Source organism: Rubrimonas cliftonensis (genome assembly GCF_900107585.1).
GTDB classification, from domain to species: domain Bacteria; phylum Pseudomonadota; class Alphaproteobacteria; order Rhodobacterales; family Rhodobacteraceae; genus Rubrimonas; species Rubrimonas cliftonensis.
Genome location: NZ_FNQM01000096.1, coordinates 1 through 1,107, shown reverse-complemented (window position 1 = coordinate 1,107; position 1,107 = coordinate 1). Strand labels below are relative to the sequence as shown.

Here is a 1,107-nt window from a genome sequence, read left to right as displayed (position 1 = left end):
GGCTCTGTTGCGCAAAAGCGGCTGACGGAGGGATTCACGTCGCGAATCCAGCGTGATAGCTGAGGTGCATGAGCAAGCTGACACCCCCGAGGCACAAGACCACGAACTGGCGGAGCTACAACGAGGCGCTCAAGCGGCGCGGCTCGCTGAGGATCTGGTTCGATCCGTCGATGCGCTGGGAGGGTGCGCCGACGGGCAGGCGCGGCCGCCGCCAGAGCTGCAGCGATGCCGCGATCCAGAGCTGCCTGACGCTCAAGGTCCTGTTCGGGATGGCGCTGCGGCAGACCACCGGGTTCGTGGAAAGCCTGCTTCGTCTGATCGGCCTGAACTGGAGCGTACCCGACTTCGAGCCACGCTCTGCCGCCGGCATAGGGCCCTGGCCGTCAACATCCCGTATCGGGGGGCGAATGGCCCGCTGCCCCTGCTGATCGACAGCACCGGGATCAAGGTCGAGGGCGAGGGCGAGTGGAACGCGCGCAAGCATGGCGGCTCGAAACGGCGGGTCTGGCGCAAGGTCCACCTCGGGATTGATGAGCAGACGCTTGAGGTTCGGGCCGTCGAGGGCGCGCCTGCGCGCGCAGCGACATCGGCGACGCGCCGATGCTGCCGGAGCTTCTCGGCCAGATCGCCCCTCACCATGAGGTGGCGCGCGTCACCGCCGACGGGGCCTACGATACCCGCAAGTGTCATGACGCTATCGCCGAGCGCGGCGCCACCGCGTTCGGCGGGCGGCCCTTCCACTGGAAGGACCGCTGTTCCGCCTCACTCCCGCCGCGCAGGAACGCCAGACCCTGGAAGCCAAGCACCGCAGGCGCCGTGGCGCGAAACGAAGCGTTGAGGGTGTCAAGCCGCTTCGGCCGCGCGCTCTGGCGACGATGGAGCGGCTATCACCGCCGAAGCCGTGCGGAGACGAAGATGCAATGCATGAAGCTCCTCGGTCAGCGCCTCATGGCGCGGGACTTCGACCGTCAGGTCGCGGAAATCCACATCAGGATCACCGTCCTGAATGGCGTCACTGCTCTCGGTACATCCATCACCAAGGCCATGGGATGAGTCCCTCTGCGGAAGAGGGAACTCCGCCAAAACGGTGATTTGCACACTAGAGCC

Annotated in this window: 1 pseudogene; it reads left to right on the top strand. The window is 66.6% G+C overall.

Features of this window, described 5'->3' with window-relative positions:
- The first annotated feature begins 68 nt into the window (after positions 1-68).
- Positions 69-1,053: pseudogene (locus tag BLW43_RS22765) on the top strand (IS5 family transposase).
- Positions 1,054-1,107 lie beyond the last annotated feature (54 nt).